Raw genomic sequence first — 20,630 nt, 5'->3', positions numbered from 1 at the left:
GGCCTTGGTATTGTTACCTATAGGTCTATCTGGCTGGCTCCACCTCCCTAATTGGCTGAGCCTGACCTTGATTTTTCTGGCTATTTCTTGGTGCTTGGGGGATTAGTGAGCAGCCAACACTCAGCATTCATGAGTGATGAGTTATTAATGATTAGTCAAAAGTTAATTATCCATTCCGCTTCCCCCAAGGGTCAAGGCCCGATCGGCCCCGGTTTGATGATGTATACTTCACAATTGACAATTCAAGAATCTAAAATCTAGGATTTGACATCTACCTATAGAATGATGCAACGACAAGTTTATTCGATCTCAGGATTTCACTCTTCTGACAAAAGCCTGGGGGAAACTCCTAAAAAACAGGATCGTCCGATACATCGGGCGATCGTGTTAATGCTGGTGGCAACAGGTTTGCTAGGCCTGCACGCTAGTCGGCTGGTGGAATTGCAACTGATACAAGGGAAGCAAAACCGGGAAAGAGCCGAAAACAATCGCGTTCGCCTAGTGCCCATGCCGGCGAATCGCGGACATATTGTCGATCGCCAAGGCAAGTTGCTAGCGGCAAACAATTTAGCTCGATCGGTATATTTGTGGCCGAAAGAACAAACGCCGGAACAGTGGAAAGCGACAGCAGAAAAGTTGAGTCCGCTGGTTAAAATCCCGGTCGAAGAAATTTTAAAAAAAATAAAAGAGGTCGATCCTCAATCCTATAGACCGGTGCGGCTCAAGCAAGCAATGCCGCCAGAGGTGTTTGTGCCACTAGCAGAAGAGGTGGGACAAATGCGGGGAGTGGAAGTGCGGCCAGAAGCGAACCGCTACTATCCCGAAGGCAGTTTGGCGGCTCACGTGATCGGATATATTGGCGAAGCTACGGCAGCAGACTTGGAAGCTCATCCGGAATACCCGATGGGGATGATTGTCGGTCAGATGGGCATAGAAGCGAGTTCTAACCAGAAGATTGCCGGAGTTTGGGGCGATCGACTGATCGAGGTAAATGCCCAAAATCAAGAATTGCGGCTGATGGGAGAGACACCGCCCAAACCCGGTGAGGCGGTGCAGCTAACCATAGACTTGTCCATGCAAAAAGCAGCCGAAAAAGCCCTGGGGCAGCGCCGGGGAGCAGTAGTGGCGCTGGATGTCAAAACCGGGGCGGTATTAGTTATGGCCAGCCACCCGACTTTTGACCCCAATCTGTTTACGCGAAAAATCACTAAGGATGAGTGGAAAACTCTTCAAGATCCGCAAAATCCATTTTTGAATCGGGCCATGCAAGGCTATCCCCCCGGCAGCACCTTTAAAATTGTGACTTCCGTCGCGGGCCTGGAGTCGGGCAAATTTTCGCCGGACTCAATTCTCGGTACTTCGTCTTACATTACTGTGGGGGGAATTGATTTTAACGAACACAGCGGCGGTTACGGCGACATCGGCTTTCGGGATGCTTTGGCTTTCAGCAGCAATACATTTTTTTATCAAGTGGGGATTAGTACCGGGCCTGAGCAAATTTCTAAGTGGGGACACCGCCTGGGAATTGGCAAGGATACGGATTTGAATCTTTTGGGGCTAGGCGGCGGCGATCACGGTCAAATCCCGACGCCGGAGGAGAAGGAGAAACTTTATAAAGAACCTTGGTATGCGGGTGATACGGTAACGATGTCGATCGGTCAGGGGTTGGTGTTGGTGACTCCTTTGGAGGCGGCGGTGATGGTGAGTTCGATCGCTAATGGGGGTTATCGGGTGAAGCCTCATCTGTTGACTTCTATGACCGATACAGCGGAGACTCAACGGGTACATACGGGGATGAAACCTTCAACAATTCAGGTGGTTAAGGAAGGACTGATCGCGGTGGTTGCCCAGGGTACGGGACAGGGGATGAATGACGGTACGATTCCGCTGACGGCGGGCAAAACAGGGACTTCGGAGGTCATTGGACAGGAGGATCACTCTTTGTATGTCGCCTTCGGGCCCGCTGACAAGCCGGAAATTGCGATCGCCGTGATTGTGGAAAATGGCGGTTATGGTTCTGTTGCCGCGGCCCCGATCGCGAAAGAGGTGTTTCAAGCTTATTTTGGGCAACAGAAAAAGGTGAAGCAGTCAGTAGTTATTAGTCCTTAGTCCTTAGTCAGTAGTCAGTAGTCCTTAGTTATTGGGAATTGGGAATTGGGAATTGGGAATTGGGAATTGGGCATAGTTTCTTGTTTTTCATTCTGACTAATGACTACTGACTAATGACTAAGTATGTCGGCATAAAAAAACAAAAGTAAGTAAAGAAATGTTAAGAGCGGGAACGGGAACTAAATTTAAAGCGATTAGTTGTATAATCTCCTCGTTCTCCTCTAGCTTCAATTCCATCAATTACTGCGTAGGCAAGATCTAGTTCGTCTTCAAACATTTTTCCTACCAGTTCATGATTTTTAAGTTGTTGCCATTCCCGTTCAATTTTGTTCATTTCTGAGCAGTATTCTGGTAAAAAGAAAATATACAAGCCCTGGCTTTCCCACTGGGGCCATTTTTGTTGGACATCTAGGGATTTGTGTATGGGGCCGTTATCTTGAATTATCACTCTTATCCGTCCAGTTGATTTCATTTCTAATTCAGCTTGTTGAGCTTCATTTTCCATGATTTTGATATATGATTCGCTACTGAAACGGACAATAACCAAGCCATACGAGAAACTGATACACGGCTGTAGCAATCCTAAAATACTCAATCTTCGCCCCCTTCGTTTTGTTTGCTCTAACCGTTTTTGCGCTCCAATTGGGTAATATGTATATCCATTGGAACTCCACAAACAAAAACCTGATTCATCCAGGTATTTCAGATCGATTTCTCCCGCCGATGCTGCCAATTCCAACATATCTTGATCTGCCTGCTTGAGCGAGCGTCGTAATGGGTCTTGCTTCTGTTTATGACTGGCTCGCGCTCGTTTCCAAATAATCTTTTTTTTTTGAGAATTCGTCTTAATCTGTCCGGGCTTAATTTGACCCCGCGTTCTTGTTCTAATTTTGGGGCAAGTTGACGACTATTATACAGCGGATTCCAGGTTTATGCAGTACAGTAGCAGCAGTTTGTAAACCAGTTTTTAAAGTGCTGTGGATTAACCCGCGTCAAGCGCAGTAGCTAGTAAAATGTCAACCATCTTGGTAGTAGTGGGCGAAAACTTACGTAAAAAAGATTTGAGTTGTGACCACCATAATTCGATCGGATTAAAGTCAGGAGAATAGGGTGATAAATTCAGAATACTGGCACCAGCCGCTTGAATCAATGGTTCAATCACCGACAACTTATGGGCTGGTAGATTATCCATGATAAGGACTGCACCTTCCCATAAGTTTGGCACTAAGCACTGTTCTATAAAAACTTTAAATGCCTGACTATCCATCGACCCATTCAGCGTCATTAATCCTACTACTTTTTTTAAACTAATTGCTCCAATAACTGTTACTTTTGCACCCCGATAAAATGGTTTTAAATCATACACTCTACTACCACGTCTTGAACGTGCGTGGGTTCGTGTCAACCCCAATAAAACGCCCATTTCATCCAAAAAAACCAGGTTGTTTGGGTCGATATTTTTCACTTTCTCCCAATACTCACACCTCAAAATTTGCACTCGCTCGGTGGCAGCTTGACTGCTACGTATAGTCTTTTTTTTCGCGTCATATTGTGTTTTTTTAATTCGCGACACATCCTACGCTTAACTGACTGATTGCTGATAGCTATCTAGCCAATATTCACAATATTCTGATAAGGTACTATCAGGATGTTTTTCCACCATCTCGCTCAATTTAGTTGTGAACGAGTGCAAAACACTTTTCAGGCTTCCCCCCGTTTTTTTTGGTTGAACGTGGCCAGTTATTTTTTTTTTTTTAATTTTTTGCACAAACGCTTTACTCACATCAAAACGTTGGGCTACTTTCCTGACTGATGTATCACCTTGTTCATAGGTTTTAACTATTTTTTCACGAAACTCGATCGAATAAGCTTTCATTTTTTATGCTGATATACTGAATTTAGTGTACCACACATACATGGAATCTGCTGTATCTGCGTGGTTCATTGATGAGACATTCTTCTAGATGAACAATATCTGATTCTTTCCATGTTTGTTTTACCCCTCTGCCTCTGGTTGACCATAATCCTACCAAACCCATTTTTAGCCACCGATGAATTACTTCTCTAATTGTTGGCTCGCTACAATTAAAATGAGCTGCAATCTCCTCTATCTACCACCCCTGGGAGTTTAGTCTAAGAATTTGCGCTCGATCTTTTACTTTCTGAGAGACTGTTGTTGCTGTTCTCAATTCAAATAGTGTTCTGTCTTCTTCTTGGTTGAGAAATACTCTTAAACGAGCGCCCATATTTGTTGGTTTTGTAAATTTAATTCGATTTTTTACTTATCTTAACATACTTTGGTTTTTTTACACCTACCTACTTAATGACTTCTAACTAATTGAGCCGCATAAATATTGTAGCTTTGCGAATTCCTGTTATTTCTCCCGTACTTGTGACAGTGAGCGATCGCAAGTGGTCGAACAAAGGTCTTGCCGAAAGTTCAATTAACCTCAACAGCGGGATTTGTTTTTCCCAAATTGCCCTGCTGGAGGGCCAGTCTAAATAAAAATAGCCGTCGTTAGATGGCGGTAGCGGTTCAATGCTGGTTTGAAAGTCTTGATTGGCAACTAAAGAGCCTGTTTCTGCTGCTTCTAGTGCTGCGTCCATTGCTTCTACTGAAGTGGTGAAAATTTCGTATTTGCCGACGGTGGCTCGGATTCCTTTTGCCTCGGTTTCGATCGCACTTTTTCTATTATTTTCTCTCCCATAATTGGGGTTCGTTGTCAACTGCGTCCAAGCGGTAATTTTCTGGTTTCTGAGAGTGAAGCTGCCGATGCTGTATTCTTTGCTGCGGGCAATTTCATCGAGTTTGTCGATCGCCTTTTGGGAATCGGCAGAGTTTTCGGCGGCAAAAATCCAGTCGGCACCATTTGACGAATTCGGAAGCACTGCTAAAGCGTATTCTCCTTGTACCCAGTCAAATATATCCTGCGGCAGGTTGACGCCCCAAAGTTGCTGAATATCTCCCAGGGTGCGATCGACTAATTTTGAGACTTCTGGATTAGTAGAAACCGCAGATGACAAATCAGTCCAAAAATTCCTTAAATCGGTGCTGGCGACCGCGAAAGGACTCGCTGAGGGAATGTATTGCAAGGCTTGCACTGGTTCGGAAAGCGTTGGAGAAGCTGTGTTTTCTCGCGATGTCACTAAAGCAGTTTGAGCGAGCAATCCCCGTCGGTTGACTCCGACAGCAACTGCGAGGGAATTAAGAGAAACTTGGGGATTTTGCTCGGTTGCTGATTGCGGGAGATTGACAAATGCTAAAGCGATTCTGCCTTGAGTTAGCTGCTGCAAAGCTTTTTGATATTCCGGGGTATTGTTGAGATTTAGAGTGGCTGATTCAACGTTATTAATTGCATCTCGAATCACAATCGGGCTATTGGAAAATAAAACAAAATTTTGGTTCTCCCCAGAATTAAAATTACCGCCGATGGCTGCTGTTGCGAAGCTGGATTGCAACTTGGAAGTCGGCAGAGAAAACGGGTTAAAAGGCGAAAGCGAAGCAGATTTTTTCTGGGATATTGGTGCTTGTTTATAATTAATTTTCACGCCTTTATATATTTCCGACTGCACTGTTTTATCGCCACGAGATTGTTGGCGCCAGTAGGAGTCGATAAATTTTTGGCTGCGATCGACCTTTTGGGAAGAAACGGCCAGCAAAAACCCGGCTTGTTGGCCGTTGCTGCTGTCGCCATCGAAATCGGGCGTTGTGACGGCGAGGGTAATTTCGTCACCTATCCAAGGTTGGATATCTCGACTGTAATCGAGGCCTGTATTGGCGAGGAGGCTTTTTTTTATTTGCTCAAATTCAGCGTGCGATCGACTTCTTTCTTCGGGAGTGGCAAAAACTTGTCGCAATGCTTCGAGGCGATCGGGATTTACCAGCATTGAAGCTAACAAAGGTGCTTGTTTCGAGACAAACACAGCCGCAGCAGGAGTAGTTGTCGGCCCGCCAGCGAGCAAATTCAGGGGAGTTTGAGTTGTCAGCCAGTAAAAACCACCGGCACTCAAGCCTAAGAGTGCCAAGACGCCAGCAATGAGGAAAGAAAAGAACGATCGCAATTTCATCGGCAAATGACAAATTACCACAGTCTCTGATTATACACCCAGAACCCGGACTTGTTTCAAAAGCAGAAGTTATCGCTACATTGTTAGTTTTTAAGTAGATCGATCTGACAATCTAGCCATCAGATTTTCCAGGGATAATTGAGGCAATTCTGACAACAGTAATGATAAGTTTTCTGGGGATAATCCGAGCAAATTGGGGATGAGAGTAACCGGGAGTTCTGCTGATGGTGCTGAAGCGCTGAAGCGGTTGTTTAAAACACTTGCTGCTAGTACATTTTGGACTGGTTGGCGATCGGTTTGGGCGATCGGCAGCATAGACAATTGCACTAACAACCTCGTAAACTCGGCAGTAGGGAGAGCCGATACCGGGCGCAAAAAGGTGACAGTTAGCGGGTCTAATTCCCCAAATCTGACCTGCAAGAAACTCTCTAAAATCAACCGCTGTCCTTGTTCTCTTCCTTGTTCAATTCCTTGTTCTCTTCCTTGCTCAATACCTTGTACAATACCTTGTACAAGACCTTGTTCTCGTGCTTCTTGTAACTTTTGTTGAAAAAGGGGTACGATCGCCATAACTAACTCCTGATCTTCATCATCCATTGTGGGATTAGTTGGTGTATTCGCTTGCAAATTTTCCTGCAAGATGTAAAGTAATTGTAGCGCATTAGCTCGAATTGAAGCATCAATGGGAAATGCAGTTAATTCCGCGATCGCCCCTTGCTGCACCCGGCCCCTACCCAGCATCCGCAACCACATAGTCTCTGGAGTCCTCGCTAGCTGGTGAATAGCGATTAAGCCAACTCTCCAAACCTCCGATAAAAAATACACTCCTCTCCCCCAGCCCTCCGACTCTTCAGGAGTCCGAAAACCAAAACTGCTTAATAAAGCTTCCGAAGCAGTAGGAGTGAGAATCCACAACATCGGTAATTGTCTTTCCTCAAAACGTTGATCTTGTCGATTAGCGCGCCGCCCCAGTTCTGCCCTACTATTTAATAACTTAACGACACAGCTAAAAATTCCCTCAGCAGTCACAGGATTGCGAAACGGTTCAATTATCGCCGCCGTTGCAGCCATTTTAAGCTGTTTTACATTTAAACTGTGTGTCAAAAATCCATAAAACTCTTGTGGGACGGGCTTCTAGCCTGTCCCGAATTTTAAATTTAAATGCGTAACAGCTTACCTAACAAACCTAAACTTTGGACATATTCGCCCTCAAAAGAAGTGGGTTGAAACCAAACATCAATTTCTCTAACTTCAGCAGTGACATTTTTGCTCGTTTCTACTTCTCCAAGAGGCGACAATAACTCTTGCAGGTATTCTTTTGCAAACTGATCGTGGGGAAACTTAGTCATCGGATTTTAGATTTTAGATTTTAGATTTTAGAAGCAGGTTGTCTACCACGGCACTCCTCGCGCATCGGAAAAATCGGCATCTAGAACTGCCCCCGGATCGAATACAGCATCAGTTAAATCAGCTTTTCTAAACGACGTTATCGATAATTTTTCTATTTCTTCAACAGCGATAAAAAAGCCGATCGCAGTTAACCCCAGAATTACCCCAGAAACCAAAAATAAGACAATTCCCCTAAGAGTATCTCCGCCCAAAAATGTCACAATACCGCTAGCGCCGATCGCAGCAGCAGCCCCAGCCACAGCCCCCGCCACAATCCCAGCCTCGCACCGAGTCGCAGCAATCGCCGTCGCAGCGGTTCCAGCCACAGCCACAGCCCCCGCATCCGCCCCGGCAATCAGTCCAGTCAAAGCCCCAGCCGTCGTCACTGTCACCGCTGTCACCCCAGCCCTAGCAATCAAATTTCTCACCCGCCTGCGGCTTTGTCCGGTTCTGACACCCTGAAAATTTGCCCCCCTCAAAATCGCCCCGGTGAAATTGCAGCCTCGAATGTCGCAACCGCTGAAATTCGCCCCTGACAAGTCAAGCCCTTTAAAAGAACGGTTCCGCAAGTTTTGGTTAGCAAAATTGAGATTTCGAGGTAAAGTCATTCGATTTTAGATTTTAGATTTTAGATTTTAGATTAACCAAGCAAATGCCTGGGATTTTAGATTTTAGATTATAGATTTTAGATTAAGCAACCGCAGGGCATTTAAAATAAAGCCTGTGGTTTATAACGAGTTTCCATGTCTCCCATCTCCGAATCCCCATTTTCCCCCGAACAAATTGCCGGTGAAAGACTCACACCTGAAGAATATGAAGAAATCGTTCAGCGTCTTGGCCGCCATCCTAATAAAGCTGAATTGGGAATGTTCGGCGTCATGTGGAGCGAACACTGCTGTTACAAAAATTCGCGGCCACTATTAAAACAGTTTCCCACAGAGGGCGATCGAATTCTCGTCGGGCCCGGAGAAAATGCCGGCGTCGTAGACTTGGGATACGGCTTGCAACTCGCCTTCAAAATTGAATCCCACAACCACCCGTCAGCAGTCGAACCTTTCCAAGGTGCAGCAACCGGTGTCGGCGGGATTCTCCGCGATATCTTCACAATGGGTGCACGCCCGATCGCACTTTTGAATTCCCTGCGTTTTGGCAACTTAGACGATGCTAAAACTCAGAGATTGTTCAAAGGCGTAGTATCGGGAATTTCCCATTATGGAAATTGCATCGGCGTGCCCACAGTTGGCGGCGAAGTTTACTTCGATCCTGCTTATTCCGGCAACCCCTTAGTTAACGTCATGGCCTTGGGTTTAATGGAAACTCAAGAAATCGTAAAATCCGGGGCATCCGGCATCGGAAATCCCGTGCTTTATGTCGGTTCAACTACCGGGCGAGATGGCATGGGAGGAGCAAGTTTTGCCAGTGCAGAATTGACAGACAAATCAATGGACGATCGCCCCGCAGTCCAAGTAGGAGATCCATTTTTAGAAAAATCATTAATTGAAGCTTGTTTAGAAGCATTCAAAACCGGCGCAGTCGTCGCCGCCCAAGATATGGGTGCGGCCGGAATCACCTGTTCGACATCAGAAATGGCAGCCAAAGGCGGCGTCGGCATTGAATTCGATTTAGACAAAGTTCCCGTTCGAGAAAGCGGCATGATTCCCTACGAATACCTCCTTTCGGAATCCCAAGAACGGATGTTGTTTGTTGCCCAAAAAGGACGGGAACAGGAATTAATCGATATTTTCCACAGATGGGGATTGCACGCAGTAGTAGCGGGGACAGTGATTGAAGAGCCGATCGTCCGAATTCTATTTAAAGGCGAAATCGCTGCCGAAATTACCGCGACTGCTTTGGCAGATAACACGCCAATTTATCACCGAGAACTATTGACAGAACCGCCAGAATATGCTAAAAAAGCATGGGAATGGACGGCGGATTCGCTGCCACAATCCACAGTTACAGGTATCGAAATTAACGGCAATTTCCAAACTTGGAATCAGATTTTGCTGACGCTTTTAGATACTCCCACCATCGCTTCTAAACGCTGGGTTTATCGCCAATACGACCATCAAGTGCAAAACAATACTGTTGTTTTACCGGGAGGCGCTGATGCTGCGGTTGTCAGATTGCGTCCGCTAGAACCTTGCCAATCTTCCCTTGCTGAAGGGGTAGAAGTACACCCCCTTGCTAAGGGGGATCTACTGAGAGAAAATGCTGTTTCTCTAGCTTCCGAAAGCAAACAGGAAGAAGAAGTAATTCCTCTATTTACAAAGGCACAAGGTAGGGAAACTCCAAAAATTTCTCCCCCCCTTAGCAAGAAGGAAGCGCCCCTGGGGATGATTCCTGGAGTTGCTGCAACGGTTGATTGCAATTCTCGTTATGTTTATCTCGATCCTTATGAAGGTGCAAAAGCAGTCGTAGCGGAAGCAGCGAGAAATTTAAGTTGTGTGGGTGCTGAACCTCTGGCAGTTACTGATAATTTGAATTTTGGCAGTCCCGAAAAGCCGATCGGATATTGGCAGTTAGCGTCAGCTTGTCGCGGGATTGCTGATGCTTGTCGGGAGTTGGGAACGCCTGTGACTGGCGGCAATGTTTCTCTTTACAATGAAACGGTTGATGCTGAGGGAAATCCTCAACCAATTTATCCGACTCCGGTAATCGGAATGGTGGGGTTAATTCCCGATTTGAGCAAGCTTGCTGGCCAAGCTTGGCTAAAGAAAGGTGATTTAATTTATGTGCTGGGAATTGGTGAATCATCCCAAAACTCAGAAGTTTCATCTGAAAGCTCAAAAATCGAAACTTCTCCTACTCTCGGAGGTTCGGAATATTTAGCGGCAATTCACGGGATTGTAGCTGGGAAACCGCCAAGGATAGATTTTGAGTTAGAAAGAAAAGTGCAATCGGTTTGTCGCGATGGAATTCGGCAAGGTTGGGTATGTTCGGCCCATGATTGTGCGGAAGGTGGAATTGCGATCGCCCTCGCGGAATCCTGTATTTCTGCTAAAATGGGTGCAGAAATCCATCTTAGTTTCAATTCGGCAAATGTCGGCCGCTGGGATGAAATTTTGTTTGGTGAAATGGGCAACTGCATTGTAGTTTCAGTCGCACCGAAAAATCAAGGAATTTGGGAGTCTTACCTGCAAGAACATTTGACTAAAATGTGGCAGAAAATTGGTTTAGTTGGCGCTGCTGAATCACCTTTGCGGGTTGTGAGTGCTGATAATCAAGTGTTAATTGAGGTGGCGATGGGTGAGATGGGCGATCGGTTCTATAATGCGATCGAGCGTCGGATTGCATCTGTCTAATTAGCCGTAGGGTGCGTCGCATCGACAATCTGCAAATAAAAGCGACAATTTCACAGCGACGCACCACACAATAGTAAGGTGCGTCGCATTAAAAATCTGCAAATTGCCTAGAAAATTTCACAGCGACGCACCCTACAAATTAGGCTAATTTTTTCAATCGCCCTATCAATCGTCGATTCAATCGCCCAGTCAATCTATACAATATAAACAATATCATTCCTAAAATAAATGATTTGCTGTATCAATCCCAACTGCGAAAAGCCTGACAACCCCGACGGACAAACATATTGCATCAGTTGTGGCGTTAAACTCGTCCCCATCCTGCGATGGCGTTACCGCACGATCAAACTCCTCGGTCAAGGTGGCTTCGGCAGAACTTATTTAGCAGAAGATATTGATAGACTAAATCAACGCTGTGTCGTTAAACAATTAGCACCAAATTTCCAGGGGACTTGGGAGAGTAGCAAAGCGAGAGAATTATTTCAGCAAGAAGCCAGACAACTGCAACAGCTAGGACAACATCCCCAAATTCCCTCCCTAGATGCCTGTTTTGAAGAAGAAAACTATTTGTATCTCGTACAGCAGTTTGTCGATGGAGATAATTTGTTAAAGCTTTTGCAAAATCAGGGAATTTGGCAAGAAAGCCAAGTTAAGCAACTATTACTCGAACTTTTACCTGTTCTCAAGTTTATTCACGAACCAAAAATCATTCATCGAGATATCAAGCCTGAGAATATTATGCGCCGTCGCAGCGACGGTTTGTTAGTCCTTATTGACTTCGGAGTTTCTAAACAGTTGTCGGGAACAGTGATGTCGAGACAGGGAACAAAAATTGGTACGCCTGGTTATGTACCGCTTGAACAAATGCAAGGAGGTGAAGCTTATCCAGCCAGCGATTTGTTTAGCTTGGGGGCGACGGCTTTTCATCTACTGACAGGAGTACATCCTGATGGTTTGTGGACGGAACACGGTTATAGCTGGACTGGAAATTGGCAGCAACATTTGAAAAGTCCCATAGACAAGGGATTGGAATTGATTTTATCTAAGTTGTTGGCCAAAGATATCCAGCAGCGCTATCAATCAGCAGAGCAAGTTTTAAGAGATTTTCAAGGTCAGTCAACACCAAATTTTATACAGACTTTAAAAAGGTTTGACTGTGACACGGTGACAGTTGATGTGCGGGGTAATATAAGTAGCCGTCAACGCCGTGAAGCACAATTTTTTAGTGAAAATTTAGGTGGCGGTGCAACCTTAGACATGGTAGCAATTCCTGGTGGTCGTTTCGTGATGGGTTCTCCCAATACGGAAGCAGGGCGAAGTAACAATGAAGGGCCGCAGCGTACTGTTAATATCTCTCCTTTTTTTATGGGTAAATATCCCATTACTCAAGAACAGTGGGAAGTAGTGATGGGGAATAACCCTTCTGAGATCAAAGGTTTGAAACGTCCTGTAGAACAAGTAAGCTGGAATAATGCTCTGGAGTTCTGTCAGAAAATTTCTCAAAAAACCGGCAAGATTTATCGCTTACCTTCGGAAGCCGAATGGGAATATGCTTCTCGCGCCGGAACTACAACGCCTTTCTATTTTGGCGAAACAATTACCCCGGATTTAGTTAATTATGATGGCAATTATCCCTACGGTGCTGCGCCGAAGGGATTTTACCGCAAACAAACAACGGATGTGGGGAGTTTTCCGCCGAATCCGTTTGGTTTGTATGATATGCACGGGAATGTTTGGGAATGGTGCAGCGATAAATGGCATGGTAATTATAACGGCGCACCGACTGATGGAAGTTCTTGGGAAACTGGAACAGATAATAACCGAGTGCAGCGTGCTGGTGCCTGGAACTGCAATACGGTCTATTGCCGTAGTGCCTATCGTGCCAGGAATTGGGCGATCCATCGCAGCAGGCACCTCGGTTTTCGTGTGGCGGTAGCTTCGGTTTCTTCCTCGTCCTAGTTTCCGCGTAGTAGTGGTAGGGTGCGTCGCATCAAAAATCTGTAAGGAAGATCGACAATTTCACAGCGACGCACCACACAATAGTAAGGTGCGTCGCATTAAAAATCTGCAAATTGCCTAGAAAATTTCACAGCGACGCACCCTACAAATTAGGCTAATTTTTTCAATCGCCCTATCAATCGTCGATTCAATCGCCCAGTCAATCTATACAATATAAACAATATCATTCCTAAAACAAATGATTTGCTGTATCAATCCCGACTGCCCCAATCCTCACAACCCCGACGGGCAAACATATTGCATCAGTTGTGGCGTGGAACTCGTACCCATCCTGCGAAATCGTTTCCGCATGATCAAACTCCTCGGTCAAGGTGGCTTCGGCAGAACCTATTTAGCAGAAGATATCGATCGACTAAATCAACCCTGTGTGGTTAAACAATTAGCACCCGATGTCCAGGGAACTTGGGCGATTAACAAAGCGGTAGAATTATTTCAGCTAGAAGCTAGACAACTGCAACAGCTAGGACAACATCCCCAAATTCCATCACTAGATGCCTATTTTGAAGACAACAAATATTTGTATCTCGTACAACAGTTTGTGGATGGGGATAATTTGTTGACGCTTTTCCAAAATCAGGGAATTTGGCAAGAAAACCAAATTAAGCAACTATTACTCGAACTTCTACCTGTTCTCAAGTTTATTCACGAACAAAAAATTGTTCACCGAGATATCAAGCCTGAGAATATTATGCGCCGTCGCAGCGACGGTGTGTTAATGCTGATTGATTTCGGAGTTTCCAAACAGTTGTCTGGAACAGTGATTTCGAGACAGGGAACGCAAATTGGTTCGCATGGTTATGCACCGCTTGAACAAATGCAAGGCGGTGAAGCTTATGCAGCAAGCGATTTGTTTAGCTTGGGGGCAACGGCTTTTCATCTACTGACGGGGGTACATCCTTATGGTTTGTGGACGGAACACGGTTATAGCTGGACTGGAAATTGGCAGCAACATTTGAAAAGTCCCATAGACAAGGGATTGGAATTGATTTTATCTAAGTTGTTGGCAAAAGATATCCAGCAGCGCTATCAATCAGCAGAGGAAGTTTTAAGAGATTTTCAACGTCAGTCAACACAAACTCCCGCACCGACACCAATTCCCACAATTCCTGTGATTCCACAACACTCTTTGCCCTTACCAACTAACATAACAAGGCGAGGTTTCTTGCAATTAGCGTGTTTTGCTGGGGGAGGATTTGCATTAGCTGTGCTGGGTCAAAGTTTGTTGAACAACAAATCTTCTTCATCTTCACCAAATCTTCCACCTTCATCCAACAAGGCGGCCCCATCTCCTAAATCATCAGCTCAAAAATCATCTCCAAAAACTACAGCCAAAAGTTCATCGCCAAAACCATCTCCACAATCTGTAGCAGAAAGTCCATCGCCAAAACCATCTCCAAAACCCGCACCAGAAACTCCAAAACCTACGCCATCTTCCAATGCTTTAAAAAGCTTTACTTTTGAAACAGTGACAGTCAACTCAACGGGGCAAATCGCCAACCGCCGTCAAGGAAAAGCACAGGCTTTTATAGAAAATATTGGGAATGGTATTACTCTAGACATGGTAGCAATTCCTGGCGGCAGTTTCGTGATGGGTTCCCCCGATACGGAAGCCGGACGAAGTAGCTATGAAGGGCCGCAGCGTACCGTGAATATCCCTGCTTTTTTTATGGGTAAATATGAGATCACTCAAGAACAATACCAAGCGGTGATGGGAAATAACCCTTCTGAGTTCAAAGGTGCGAAACTTCCTGTCGAAAAAGTAAGCTGGAATGACGCTGTGGAATTCTGCAAGCGGCTTTCTAAAAAAACCGGCAAGACTTATCGCTTACCTTCACAAGGGGAATGGGAATATGCTTGTCGCGCTGGAACTAAAACACCTTTCTATTTTGGTGAAACAATTACCCCGGATTTAGTTAATTATAATGGCAATAATCCCTACGCTGGGGCATCGAAGGGAGTTTACCGCAAACAAACAACTAATGTCGGGAATTTTTCACCCAATGCTTTTGGACTTTATGATATGCACGGAAATGTTTGGGAATGGTGTCATCTCGACAACGATCGAAGCGATCGCCGGGTGCGGTGTGGCGGTTCCTGGAAGGACACTGCTGTGAATTGTCGCAGTGCGTATCGTCTTAGCAATTTGGCGGGCGATCATTACTCGGACATCGGTTTTCGCGTGGCTTTGGTTTCCGCGTAGTCTCAGGTTTTCGCTTCTTTGCTGTAGTCTCCCGCGAGGACTTTTCTTTTAAGACTCGGCGGTTTCAACCTGGTTGATAAATATAGTCCTTGACGCATCAAAACCTTCATAACCGGGTTTTTTGCGGTTTGTGCGGTCTGTAGCGCGTCTTCTGGGCAAAAAAACCCGGTTTCTGACCACCCGTGCATAAGTCCTACAATAGTTAAAATATGCCAAGGTCACACATTAGGAAGGATAAAAAATATGACCCTCAATCTTCCTCTTCCCGATTCAATTCAAAATTTTATTAACGAACAAGTGGCAATCGGAGGCTACAGTAATGCAGCGGAATACATCTTGCACCTAATTCGCCAAGAACAAGCAAGACCCGCGCGGGTTGAGTCGTTATTGTTGGCTGGTTTGGATAGTGGCAATTCTATAGAGATTACTGATGATTGGTGGGAGCAAAAACGCGCTCAGTTGGTGCAGAAACTTGACCCACAGCAGCGATGAATGTAGCATCTCAGCAGTTGCCTAATTTAACGGCCCAAACCAAGTCAGAAGCCCTAGTGATTATAGCAGATAGCGGCTTTGTATTCAAAACTAAAACAGAGGGTGGATATGAAACATTCGAGCATCCTGATGGTAGTTTAATTCATATTAGACCCGCTGGTGAAATTGTCCGAACCGGGCCTAAAATTAAAAACGATCGCGGTAAAAGTTACCGCCGCCGATACGACCAGTTTGGCAATCAGATTCAATTCATGCCAGGTTCAAACACCCACAGTACCGGAGAAAATATAATTATATGACTCTTACAGCCGATCGCCCTTTAAAACATTTTTGCATAGAAGACTTGAAAAGTGCCGACCTTGCAGGCATTACTCTAATCCCCCAACCTTTAACCTTGCGCTTAGACTTTACATTCGGAACCGGGATTTATGACACTTCCATCGAATTCTATCAACTCGTTCATCAGGTAATCTCTCAACCAGTCCACTCCGACTCCCAAGAGTCTTGCTTCTGGGTGGGTAACGCAGAATTAAGACAATTGACAGAAGATAAGAGTCAAATTTTATCTACTTTGTCCTATCCTTTTCAAAATCAAGCCGGTTTGGTTGAGACAGGTTCTTCGGCTCTTTTCTACTTTCGACTGGAAGGGGATATTTGTATCGAAGTAGTTTGCGGTAGTTACAAAATTTTTCAAGAATTGGAATCGGCGGTGGAAACCACGTCTACACCAACGAAAACCTGATGGTGCGTGGGTTGAAGCTGTAGGGTGCGTCGCCCGAAACAATCTCCAAGTAAGAGGCCAATCTCATAGCGACGCACCTACACAATACGACATTACTTAATACTCGATCGCGCCCAAAATTGACTTTACATGGCCGCACAGATTCCCATGATAATATAGTATGTCAATCTCACAGAAAAGTCAAGATCGATCGCCCTTAAATTCTAATATTTCAAAAAGCCCGTGAAGCAATTTTATAATTTATTTGCCATTGCACGATCGCCTATCTATTCGTTCCCCTCTGCTGGGACGAGAGTTTGACTCTTAAGCGATTTCAAGAGACTGCGGGCGAATTTAAAAGTGGTTTCACCCCTCACCCGTAAAAATAGTGGCTCTGGACTAAATATTTAATTAACCATATAGCTATTAACTACCAATAGCGAACCCAAATGCTGCATTCCAGATGTGAGGGGTAACTCCATCGGCGAATTAGCCAACAGTATTTTTCAATCGCCGAATCCCTCGCCCGCCGTTAATCAAGGTTAATATAGGATTTGGCGGCGATCGATACTACAATGCGATTGAACGTCGCATCGCTTCGGTCTGAAATGCTACACAATTTGGAAATTAGGACAGATCCGTGGCAAGATTAAGGGAATGTTAAGTTATGCGACGCCTTCGCAAACAAGATTTCCCGCTGAAACTTTCCCCCTAACCCACCTTCCCCATTAGGAACCCACCCATCTATGATTCCCAACCATTCCTTCGCGGCTGACGAGCATTCTAGCAAACCCGACAAGCCCGAGGAAGCTTGTGGCGTTTTCGGTATCTACGCACCGGGTGAAGATGTCGCCAAGTTGACCTACTTCGGTTTGTATGCCTTGCAGCACCGGGGTCAGGAATCAGCAGGGATTGCCACCTTTGACGGTGAAAAAGTCCACCTGCACAAAGATATGGGACTGGTTTCCCAAGTCTTCAACGAATCGAGTTTAGGTCACTTGCCCGGTAACTTAGCCGTAGGCCACACTCGCTACTCTACTACGGGCTCGTCGCGCGTGGTCAACGCTCAGCCTGTGGTTGTCGAAACTCGTTTGGGAAGTCTGGCTTTAGCACATAACGGGAATCTTGTCAATACAAAACAATTGCGAGAAGAATTGCTGTCTCGGAAGTGCGAATTTGTCAGCACGACGGATTCAGAGGCGATCGCAGTGGCGATCGGTTCCGAGGTAGACAAGGGCAAAGACTGGCTGGAAGCAGCGATCAGCGCCTTTGCGATGTGCCAAGGAGCCTTTAGTTTGACCATCGCCACCCCCAAAGGCGTGATGGGAGTCCGCGACCCCCACGGTGTCCGCCCGCTGGTAATTGGTATCCTCCCCACAACTCCGGTACGATACGTTTTAGCATCGGAAACTTGTGGCTTGGATATTATCGGTGCTGAATTTTTGCGGGACGTAGAACCGGGGGAATTAGTTTGGATTACAGAGGAAGGTATGGCTTCCTTCCACTGGAGTCAGCAACAAAAGCGCAAACTTTGCATCTTTGAAATGATCTATTTTGCTCGGCCCGATAGCCAGATGGAAGGTGAAAGTTTATACAGCTATCGGCTGCGGATTGGGCGTTTGTTGGCAGCAGAATCTCCGGCTGATGCTGATATAGTTATCGGCGTTCCTGATTCGGGAATCCCGGCGGCGATCGGCTTTTCTCAAGCTTCCGGCATTCCTTACGCCGAAGGATTGATTAAAAACCGCTACGTGGGGCGCACTTTTATTCAACCGACTCAGACAATGCGGGAGTCAGGAATCCGCATGAAACTCAACCCTCTCAAAGATGTCTTGGAAGGAAAGCGGGTAATTATTATCGATGATTCGATCGTGCGCGGTACTACAAGTCGCAAAATCGTCAAAGCCTTGCGGGATGCGGGCGCAACGGCAGTTCACATGAGAATTTCTTCGCCGCCGGTGACACATCCTTGTTTTTACGGGATCGACACCGACAATCAAGATCAGTTGATTGCTGCTACTAAGTCAGTCGCAGAAATCGGCACCCAAATTGGGGTTGATTCTTTGGCTTTCTTGAGTTGGGATGGAATGCTGAAGGCGACTAACGAAGACCCGATGAGTTTTTGTTCGGCCTGTTTCACCGGCGATTATCCGATCGACGTTCCAGAAATGGTAAAACGGTCTAAGCTCATATTAGAAAAGGCTGGAGCCTAGAAAATCCAAATGCGAGAAAGCGATCGCCCGTCATTTTTCGCAATTTATGGGTTTTCTATTTTTTCTGGTAAGTCATTGCCAGAATGTGTGTAGAAATGTTACATTAACTTGGCTGTAGCAAGAATTGCAGAATTTGTGAACTGTAGTGAACAGTCGGTTGGGTAGAACTTGCGTGAAACCCAACCGTCTAATTGCAGATTGGAGATTGGAGATTTGTGCTTGAATCTAAAATCGCCAATCTAAAATCGATGGTTTTTCCCTACACTCTCGTTCACAATTCCTGCTCGAAACGCTGTATGCTACCTGCAGACTGGAGGTAGTTCCTCCAGATGTCCACTCTCAGATTGAAGTCGCATTTCGCACCAACAACGGGCACATGAGATTTTTTCAGATAACAGGGTCGATCGCACTAATTTTTCCCACACAAGTATTCCACAAGCCAACTTGCTTGAGAATCGCGGACGGGCTGTTCATGCGAACTAAAGAAATTTAGGAACCCTTGCAGAGTAAAAATATGGCTCCTTGCAGGTTAAATTTTACCTCACCTGCATAGGGATAGGGATACAACCCCCCGACTCCTGTCCGGGAGAGCCAAAAAATTTAGATCTTAGTTTAATCCCCCAGATTCATCTGTGGAGTGAATCTAAAATCTAAAGTCTAAAATCTAAAATCGATTGACTGTTGAAAGAAGGCGGAATGCGGTTTCTCAAGTCAGCTTAAATCGGAAACTTCGTGCAATCAAATACTGTTCTCAATCACCCGATCGATCAAGGCTCATCCTCTCGTACAGCAGAGTTACCTTTTACTCTTGCTGATATCAAGGCAGCCATTCCAGCCCACTGTTTTGAACCCTCGGCCTGGAAATCTCTGGCTTATTTCTTTTTAGATATTGGCATCATCGCAGGTTTGTATGCGATCGCCTACACCGTCGATTCCTGGCTTTTTTACCCAATCTTTTGGTTGATGCAGGGAACCATGTTTTGGGCATTGTTTGTAGTGGGCCACGACTGCGGACACGGTTCCTTTTCTAAGAGCAAATGGCTCAACAACCTGATCGGACACCTCTCCCACGCTCCAATTCTTGTGCCCTTCCACGGTTGGCGGATTAGTCACAGAACCCACCACGCAAATACAGGCAGCTTAGATAACGATGAAAGCTGGTATCCGGTATCGGAAAGCAAATACAATCAAATGCCTTGGTACGAAAAGCTGGGACGCTTTTATTTGATGTTATTTGCCTATCCAATTTATCTATTTCGCCGATCGCCCGATCGAACTGGTTCTCACTTCATGCCCGGTAGCCCGATTTTCCGTCCGTCCGAAAAATGGGATGTGTTGACAAGTTCCGCATCCTTGGTACTGATGGTAGGCTTTTTAGGCGCGCTAACCTATCAGTTTGGTTGGCTGTTTTTACTCAAGTTCTACTTGGTTCCCTATGTAGTGTTCGTGATGTGGCTGGATTTGGTAACATTCCTGCACCACACAGAAGCCGATATTCCTTGGTATCGCGGTAAAGATTGGTCTTTCTTGAAAGGTGCATTGTCTACGATCGATCGCGACTACGGAATCATCAATTCCATCCATCACGACATCGGCACCCACGTAGCCCACCACATTTTCTCGACAATGCCGCACTATCACTTGAAGGAAGCAACGGAAGCAATTAAACCAGTGTTGGGCGATTATTATCGCAAGTCAACAGATCCAATTTGGAAGAGCTTTATTCGCTCTTACTGGGATTGTCATTTTGTCTCCGATACAGGTTCTGGAGTTTACTACGAATCACCTAACAGTCGGCGATCGGCTGAAGTTAAGTAGTTTAAATTAACAATAGAATACGTAAAAACTCGGCTTCTTAAAGAAACCGGGTTTTTCTTTTTTGCGCGTGTTTGATAATAAGATGTTCCACATCTGGAGAGGTGACAAGCCGCCCCAAACCCAGAGGTCTCTTCTTTGTGGAACAGGCCGGAAAGCCTGTTCCGAAAAAATATATCAGCCACTGGTTTTTACCCCAAACATCCGGGATAGCCCACAGTTTTTAACCCACATTCCGCAGGTCTTTAAATAGAATTGATGGTTATAAAATTTAAAAATTCAAGCCTGAAGAGATTACT

At 45.5% G+C, this 20,630-nt stretch carries 18 protein-coding genes; 10 read left to right on the top strand and 8 right to left on the bottom strand.

Going from position 1 to position 20,630, the window contains the following annotated elements; translation table 11 throughout:
- Positions 1-105 precede the first annotated feature (105 nt).
- Positions 106-261, top strand: coding sequence for a hypothetical protein (locus tag QUB08_RS18360; protein WP_333226053.1), 156 nt, complete (start codon positions 106-108; stop codon positions 259-261).
- 21 nt (positions 262-282) lie between these two features.
- Positions 283-2,109: a penicillin-binding protein 2 gene (gene mrdA, locus QUB08_RS18355; RefSeq protein WP_333226092.1), complete on the top strand. Its 1,827-nt coding sequence runs from the start codon at positions 283-285 to the stop codon at positions 2,107-2,109.
- A 160-nt stretch (positions 2,110-2,269) separates the two neighbouring features.
- Here the strand turns inward: mrdA and QUB08_RS18350 are convergent, their stop codons facing one another.
- From QUB08_RS18350 to QUB08_RS18320, 8 genes are all read right to left on the bottom strand, one after another.
- Positions 2,270-2,959 (bottom strand): transposase, encoded by a 690-nt coding sequence (locus QUB08_RS18350; RefSeq protein WP_333226091.1) that lies wholly within the window; start codon positions 2,957-2,959, stop codon positions 2,270-2,272.
- Between the two features lie 132 nt (positions 2,960-3,091).
- Entirely contained in the window at positions 3,092-3,682 is a 591-nt protein-coding gene (locus QUB08_RS18345) for an IS630 family transposase (RefSeq protein ID WP_333226052.1), read from the bottom strand.
- 9 nt (positions 3,683-3,691) lie between these two features.
- Complete coding sequence (locus tag QUB08_RS18340; RefSeq protein WP_333226051.1) at positions 3,692-3,985, bottom strand: hypothetical protein; 294 nt, start codon at positions 3,983-3,985, stop codon at positions 3,692-3,694.
- Positions 3,986-4,007: 22 nt separating this feature from the next.
- Entirely contained in the window at positions 4,008-4,211 is a 204-nt protein-coding gene (locus QUB08_RS32180; RefSeq protein ID WP_445300935.1) for a helix-turn-helix domain-containing protein, read from the bottom strand.
- A gap of 232 nt (positions 4,212-4,443) precedes the next feature.
- A complete protein-coding gene (locus QUB08_RS18335; RefSeq protein ID WP_333226050.1) occupies positions 4,444-6,198 on the bottom strand; it encodes a DUF3352 domain-containing protein in 1,755 nt (584 codons plus the stop codon).
- 69 nt (positions 6,199-6,267) lie between these two features.
- Complete coding sequence (locus tag QUB08_RS18330) at positions 6,268-7,281, bottom strand: flagellar assembly protein H (RefSeq protein ID WP_333226049.1); 1,014 nt, start codon at positions 7,279-7,281, stop codon at positions 6,268-6,270.
- A 53-nt stretch (positions 7,282-7,334) separates the two neighbouring features.
- On the bottom strand, positions 7,335-7,526 hold the full coding sequence (locus QUB08_RS18325) for a hypothetical protein (RefSeq protein WP_333226048.1): 192 nt from the start codon (positions 7,524-7,526) through the stop codon (positions 7,335-7,337).
- 42 nt (positions 7,527-7,568) lie between these two features.
- Positions 7,569-8,174: a pentapeptide repeat-containing protein gene (locus tag QUB08_RS18320; protein WP_333226047.1), complete on the bottom strand. Its 606-nt coding sequence runs from the start codon at positions 8,172-8,174 to the stop codon at positions 7,569-7,571.
- Between the two features lie 135 nt (positions 8,175-8,309).
- Here QUB08_RS18320 and purL point away from each other — a divergent pair, with 135 nt between their 5' ends.
- The 8 genes from purL (at position 8,310) to QUB08_RS18280 (ending at position 20,334) form a co-directional block, all read left to right on the top strand.
- Positions 8,310-10,871 (top strand): phosphoribosylformylglycinamidine synthase subunit PurL, encoded by a 2,562-nt coding sequence (gene purL, locus QUB08_RS18315; RefSeq protein ID WP_333226046.1) that lies wholly within the window; start codon positions 8,310-8,312, stop codon positions 10,869-10,871.
- A gap of 228 nt (positions 10,872-11,099) precedes the next feature.
- On the top strand, positions 11,100-12,830 hold the full coding sequence (locus QUB08_RS18310) for a bifunctional serine/threonine-protein kinase/formylglycine-generating enzyme family protein (RefSeq protein ID WP_333226045.1): 1,731 nt from the start codon (positions 11,100-11,102) through the stop codon (positions 12,828-12,830).
- Between the two features lie 238 nt (positions 12,831-13,068).
- Positions 13,069-15,090: a bifunctional serine/threonine-protein kinase/formylglycine-generating enzyme family protein gene (locus tag QUB08_RS18305; protein ID WP_333226044.1), complete on the top strand. Its 2,022-nt coding sequence runs from the start codon at positions 13,069-13,071 to the stop codon at positions 15,088-15,090.
- A 243-nt stretch (positions 15,091-15,333) separates the two neighbouring features.
- Positions 15,334-15,582 carry a type II toxin-antitoxin system ParD family antitoxin gene (locus tag QUB08_RS18300; RefSeq protein WP_333226043.1) on the top strand — a complete coding sequence of 83 codons (249 nt, stop codon included), beginning with the start codon at positions 15,334-15,336 and terminating at the stop codon, positions 15,580-15,582.
- Positions 15,579-15,881: a hypothetical protein gene (locus QUB08_RS18295; protein ID WP_333226042.1), complete on the top strand. Its 303-nt coding sequence runs from the start codon at positions 15,579-15,581 to the stop codon at positions 15,879-15,881. Before QUB08_RS18300 ends, QUB08_RS18295 begins: the two co-directional genes overlap by 4 nt.
- On the top strand, positions 15,878-16,324 hold the full coding sequence (locus tag QUB08_RS18290) for a hypothetical protein (protein WP_333226041.1): 447 nt from the start codon (positions 15,878-15,880) through the stop codon (positions 16,322-16,324). Before QUB08_RS18295 ends, QUB08_RS18290 begins: the two co-directional genes overlap by 4 nt.
- Before the next feature lie 725 nt (positions 16,325-17,049).
- Positions 17,050-18,516: an amidophosphoribosyltransferase gene (gene purF, locus QUB08_RS18285; RefSeq protein WP_333226040.1), complete on the top strand. Its 1,467-nt coding sequence runs from the start codon at positions 17,050-17,052 to the stop codon at positions 18,514-18,516.
- A gap of 732 nt (positions 18,517-19,248) precedes the next feature.
- Positions 19,249-20,334 carry a DUF3474 domain-containing protein gene (locus tag QUB08_RS18280; protein ID WP_333226039.1) on the top strand — a complete coding sequence of 362 codons (1,086 nt, stop codon included), beginning with the start codon at positions 19,249-19,251 and terminating at the stop codon, positions 20,332-20,334.
- Positions 20,335-20,630: the final 296 nt, after the last annotated feature.

It is taken from the genome of Microcoleus sp. BR0-C5, from assembly GCF_036705045.1.
Classification (GTDB): Bacteria; Cyanobacteriota; Cyanobacteriia; order Cyanobacteriales; family Microcoleaceae; genus Microcoleus.
Note: the sequence above shows the minus strand (reverse complement) of the source record. Positions and strands in the feature narration are given on the sequence as shown.

Excerpts from the sequence above, each read along its gene's own strand:
- QUB08_RS18295 (WP_333226042.1), top strand. The coding sequence starts at position 15,579 with ATGAATGTAGCATCTCAGCAGTTGCCTAATTTAACGGCCCAAACCAAG.
- QUB08_RS18305 (WP_333226044.1), top strand. The coding sequence starts at position 13,069 with ATGATTTGCTGTATCAATCCCGACTGCCCCAATCCTCACAACCCCGAC.
- mrdA (WP_333226092.1), top strand. The coding sequence starts at position 283 with ATGATGCAACGACAAGTTTATTCGATCTCAGGATTTCACTCTTCTGAC.
- QUB08_RS18325 (WP_333226048.1), bottom strand. The coding sequence starts at position 7,526 with ATGACTAAGTTTCCCCACGATCAGTTTGCAAAAGAATACCTGCAAGAG.
- QUB08_RS18290 (WP_333226041.1), top strand. The coding sequence starts at position 15,878 with ATGACTCTTACAGCCGATCGCCCTTTAAAACATTTTTGCATAGAAGAC.
- purL (WP_333226046.1), top strand. The coding sequence starts at position 8,310 with ATGTCTCCCATCTCCGAATCCCCATTTTCCCCCGAACAAATTGCCGGT.
- QUB08_RS18300 (WP_333226043.1), top strand. The coding sequence starts at position 15,334 with ATGACCCTCAATCTTCCTCTTCCCGATTCAATTCAAAATTTTATTAAC.
- QUB08_RS18340 (WP_333226051.1), bottom strand. The coding sequence starts at position 3,985 with ATGAAAGCTTATTCGATCGAGTTTCGTGAAAAAATAGTTAAAACCTAT.
- QUB08_RS18320 (WP_333226047.1), bottom strand. The coding sequence starts at position 8,174 with ATGACTTTACCTCGAAATCTCAATTTTGCTAACCAAAACTTGCGGAAC.
- QUB08_RS18310 (WP_333226045.1), top strand. The coding sequence starts at position 11,100 with ATGATTTGCTGTATCAATCCCAACTGCGAAAAGCCTGACAACCCCGAC.
- purF (WP_333226040.1), top strand. The coding sequence starts at position 17,050 with ATGATTCCCAACCATTCCTTCGCGGCTGACGAGCATTCTAGCAAACCC.